We start from the raw sequence: 4,263 nt of genomic DNA, 5'->3' as shown, positions 1-4,263 counted from the left end.
GTTCGCTAGGGTTCTCGGCGTGAGCCGTAGCGCGGTGATAAAGTGGATTAGGACTAGGATGGTAAGGGTTGTCAAGGTCACCCTAAGGCTAGCTATATTATTACTAAATTGAGCTCAAGGTGTTATACTAGGTGTTATACTAGCTACCAGTTAGCTCTCTTCCTCTTCTCCGAGCTCCACCCCCTCTAAGGCTGTTGTTGGAGTGTGCTCGTTAAGCCAATTTCCATACTCTACCAGCTCATTGTACTCCTCCTCTGTTATGTTGAGATCTTCTATGAGCTCCCTCTCTAGCTCCTCTCCATGTTTCTCCATGATGTCCTTAGCTACCATATTGAGATCCGGGCTCTGCTTTGCAAGCCCATGGATCCATATCCAGAGTCTACCGAGGTCTGGTATGGGGAGGTGGCCCATTGTGTAGGATACATGCCTGTAGTACCCGCCTCTGGCACTCCAAGCCCATAGTTTAACTAGACTTCTGGCAAGCCTACTGTTAAAGTAGAGTAGAAGTTTAACCGCTCTGATAGCATCCTCCTCCACTATGAAGTATGTCGTTTGTAGCGGGATCAGAAGCCTCCGGACTCGCGTACCGCAAACGTCCACATCAACCTTTAATGGTAGGTAGGACGCCTCAATGTGCATAGCATTCTCCTGCCACGCTATCCTGTACTCCTTGAACTTGTCCGGGCTTACCCTGAAGATCGCCCATGGCGGTAAACTTGCTCTGTAATCGTCTCTCCCCAGCAAGCGGTCCAGATTGTTTAGGAAGTGTAGTGTAGCTTTTGGAGCATTAGGTATTCTAAGATTCGACACGGTGTATTCGATAATACATGAGTTTTGATCTGTGCGTGCCTCAATGCTAACGTCTATGACGGGATTATTGCCCCTCAGCACCTTCCAGCAACCAACGTTAACCACACAGGGGGTTGCTTGCTGGATAGCCAAACCCTGCCTACTTAACGTGTTAAACACTCTGACAACCTTACTCCTAGCAATTTGAACACAGCTACCGGCTTGTGGGGGTTTAAGGGGTAACTTTTCCTCGTATACCACGGATCTCCCAACAGCCCTAGCTTTCACATTCTGGCTAAGCAATCCAAGAGTGTTCAGTACTAGTCGTTGATCCGAATCCCAGAGCGGGTCTAGAGTGCTGGTGTCGTGAGTGAATATAATGAGCGAGCTCCACGAATACTTGAAGGGGTCTATGTCCTCTCCTCTAACCACTACATGTAGTAGATCCTCCTCCACATCTACTATGCTCCCATTCTCAAGCTTTAGGTGGATAACGTTACCACTACAGCTGTGAATAGACCCTAGGTAGATGTCATTAGCAGAAGTCATTACACCCCTCATAACCTCGTAGATGTCACCCAATCTCCTGGAGCGACCTTGTAGCCTCCTAAGAACTCCAACCACGCGCTCTGGTGCTAGGACCCACGGGGATCTAGGTTTACTCTTCTCTAGTGGGAGCTCGGACTGGGGTAAATCGAACTGCCTAAGATCCCCGGCTGTATTCGCTACTAGGATTCTCACTCTGTGGTTGCTCCCAGGTCTGCTCTTCTCTATTGCTATGATTAACGGGTAGTTTACAGCATCTTGGAATAATGGTCTTGGGTAGAGACTGTAGTCTCTCAGCTCAATGATCTTGTAGTTGTTTAGGAGCTCCTCTCTCATCAATCCAGCATAGCTCGACCTAAGGATCTTAGATGTGATGACATACCCCAGAACTCCTCCATCAACTAGGAACTCTAGACCCCTCTCGAGGAATGCTACGGAGTAGTCGAACTGCTCCCTAAATGGAATCCTTGTTCTCGCGAACTGGGGATTGTACGAGGAGCCTTGAGAAACCCACCTATAGTTGCTCCTTAGGTAGTCTCTAACGTGGGGTGCTTGCTCGTGTATCCTAACCCAGGGTGGATTCCCGATGACGAACAAGCACTTCCCAACGAGGTCTTGGACTACGAGTGCGTTTTTTATAAGCTCCACAACCCTACTATTACCGCTCCTATGAATGGAGGCCATGACATTATAGAGGATCCTCAAGTCGTTTAAGATATAATCGTAATATGCTTGAAGCCCCGTACCTGCAATAGCGTTTCTTAGCCAGTACTCGAGTTGAGCAAGCCCACTCGGTTGCCCTGCGTACTGGAACACCCTATCTATTAGAACGTCAACCCTAGGGAGGCCTGGTGCGATTGGGACTTCAATGGAACTCGTTCCAGCGAATTTCATTAAAGCTGGTATCGATATCTTAAGGGTATCATAGTACAGCTTCCTACCCTTGCTAACTCTAGCTAGGCTATCAGCCCAGTAGACTCTAACACTACGGGGTACGGCCAGAGCTCCTCTCTTACTCATCTCCTCCGCTAACGTAATCATGATATTGAGTTTCGCCATCTCCACAGCGAACGGGTTTATGTCAACCCCCACTATGGTATCCAATACGAATTCCTGGATGTCGGGGGGCACCCTACCAATTGCATCGAAGCACTTGAACACTCTCCTAATAGCCTGTACTAGGAAAGTCCCCGAACCGCAAGCTGGATCTATGGCTAGGACTACGCGCTCCCCACTCCTCCACTTCTCATAAGCCTCCTTGATACGATCGCATGTTAAACCAAAGCCTGCCGCGTCAAGAACCTCGTTAACTAGGCTCTCGTCCGTGAAGAACTCTCCTAGGCTTTTCCGCGACTCACTAGGTAGCACGCCTTGGTATAGAACCCTGAACGTATCGAAGGATACCGGCAGTAGGTTGAGGTTGTAGACCACCCAGACTAGGGTGTTGAGGGATCCCTCTAGATTGGATTTAACCATAGGATGTAGGCTTGGATCGTTTACAGCATCGTGAACCCACTCGAATACCGTGGGGCTGAATACATTTCTCATCCCCCGAATTGCGTTTACGTAGTCTTGGATGTCACGTGGTGCTCTCCCCATCTTTGAGAGTGCTATGAGTCTGATGACCATGTTGAGGTATGTCTCAACAGCAAATAGGAACAGCCATCTCCTATCGCTACTAAGTGCTATTCCCATTGACTTCGCTATCTCCTGAAACTTCTCCCACGCCTCCTTAGATATGTTTATTGAAAGGGCGTGGAGCTCTTCCCACAATTTATGGAGGCTAAGAACTCTCTGAGCTCCGGGGGCACCGGCATTCTGCTTATACCAGCTTAGCGTGTCATACAAAGCCCTTATCACGCGGTGCGAAAGCCTTGTCAAGGCTAAACACCGAAGATCTCAACGAGGTCTTCTGGTAAAACAACCGGTACCTTCTCGGAGCAGAGAATCTGTACAGCATCCCTAACAATATCAACCATTCTACCATCACGTTGTCTCACAGGCTCCGATCCCCAGCTCTCCACCACCCAGTACTCGGCCGTAAGACCGTCTAGTACTACTCCATGAAGCTCAACGCCCGCACCAGCTTCTCTCAACTCCCTAAGGTACCTGAGGAGCTGCTCACGCCCCTTCCTGAGCCCCGCTCCAGGGGGCTCGACCTCGAGCACTAGATTCGCCACCCTTATGTCGGGCCTCCCGCTTTTAACACACCTATCTAGGGCTGGGATCAGGTAATAATCTACAAGCTCTCTACGACAAGCCCTCCTCAGCTCCTCTTTTAAAGCCTCAACAAAAGCCTGCCTCAACTCCGACTCGTTCCTGAAAACGCCTGCTCGAACGTCGCGCTCCACGTCGTCAAAACTAGCATACCTAGCCGGCATACCTAGCCAACCCCTGCCCTTATTTCCATGCAATTACCTTAAAACCCGAACAGCTGGTAATTTTCACTCAGTCTCACGGGCTCTTCTTCAGCTCTCTGAGGTAGTTGAAGAGTGGTTCTAGCACTTTCTGCCTCTCTTCCTGCCCTCCCAGCATCAGACCTGGGTCAAGGATTATGGATTGCGCCAGCGACTCCACTTCTGATGGTGATACGCCATATGATTCAATGCACCTCTTTACTCTCCCAATTAGCATAGGTAGACTGATCTTGCCCCTCATGTAGCTCGCTATAGAGCCCCTCAGCCACCTCAGCGCCCACTCCTTTGATAATCCAATATTGGACATCCTTAATCCCATAAGCCATATGGGACAAGGCTCCTCATGTACCTTTCAGCAACAAGGGAACTAGCTCTCGAGAAGGGGATTATGGGGGATTAATTCGTTAGCTAGGCTACGGAACGGGCTGATCTTAGACAGGGACGTCGTCGGGGCCATAAACATCGGGTTGAAGCACCTGTCCGCAGATGGGAGCCCCGTGGCGTTGGGCTC

The 4,263-nt window shown here is 49.8% G+C and carries 3 protein-coding genes; all 3 read right to left on the bottom strand.

Annotation, left to right across the window (positions count from 1 at the left end):
* Nucleotides 1-150: 150 nt before the first annotated feature.
* The gene (locus ACP5KC_RS09080) at nucleotides 151-3,216 is read right to left on the bottom strand and encodes an Eco57I restriction-modification methylase domain-containing protein (protein WP_428287334.1); all 3,066 of its coding nucleotides are present in this window, start codon (nucleotides 3,214-3,216) and stop codon (nucleotides 151-153) included.
* Nucleotides 3,217-3,218: 2 nt separating this feature from the next.
* Nucleotides 3,219-3,716, bottom strand: a complete 498-nt coding sequence (locus ACP5KC_RS09075) for a hypothetical protein (RefSeq protein ID WP_428287333.1) — start codon at nucleotides 3,714-3,716, stop codon at nucleotides 3,219-3,221.
* A 73-nt stretch (nucleotides 3,717-3,789) separates the two neighbouring features.
* Nucleotides 3,790-4,071 (bottom strand): hypothetical protein, encoded by a 282-nt coding sequence (locus ACP5KC_RS09070; RefSeq protein WP_428287332.1) that lies wholly within the window; start codon nucleotides 4,069-4,071, stop codon nucleotides 3,790-3,792.
* Between the last annotated feature and the right edge of the window lie 192 nt (nucleotides 4,072-4,263).

Source organism: Infirmifilum sp. (genome assembly GCF_049970975.1).
GTDB classification, from domain to species: Archaea; Thermoproteota; Thermoprotei; order Thermofilales; family Thermofilaceae; genus Thermofilum; species Thermofilum uzonense.
This window is presented reverse-complemented; position numbering and strand designations above follow the sequence as displayed.

Bases quoted from the DNA above. Each gene is read 5' to 3' on its own strand.
- ACP5KC_RS09075 (WP_428287333.1), bottom strand. From the start codon at position 3,716: ATGCCGGCTAGGTATGCTAGTTTTGACGACGTGGAGCGCGACGTTCGA.
- ACP5KC_RS09070 (WP_428287332.1), bottom strand. From the start codon at position 4,071: ATGGGATTAAGGATGTCCAATATTGGATTATCAAAGGAGTGGGCGCTG.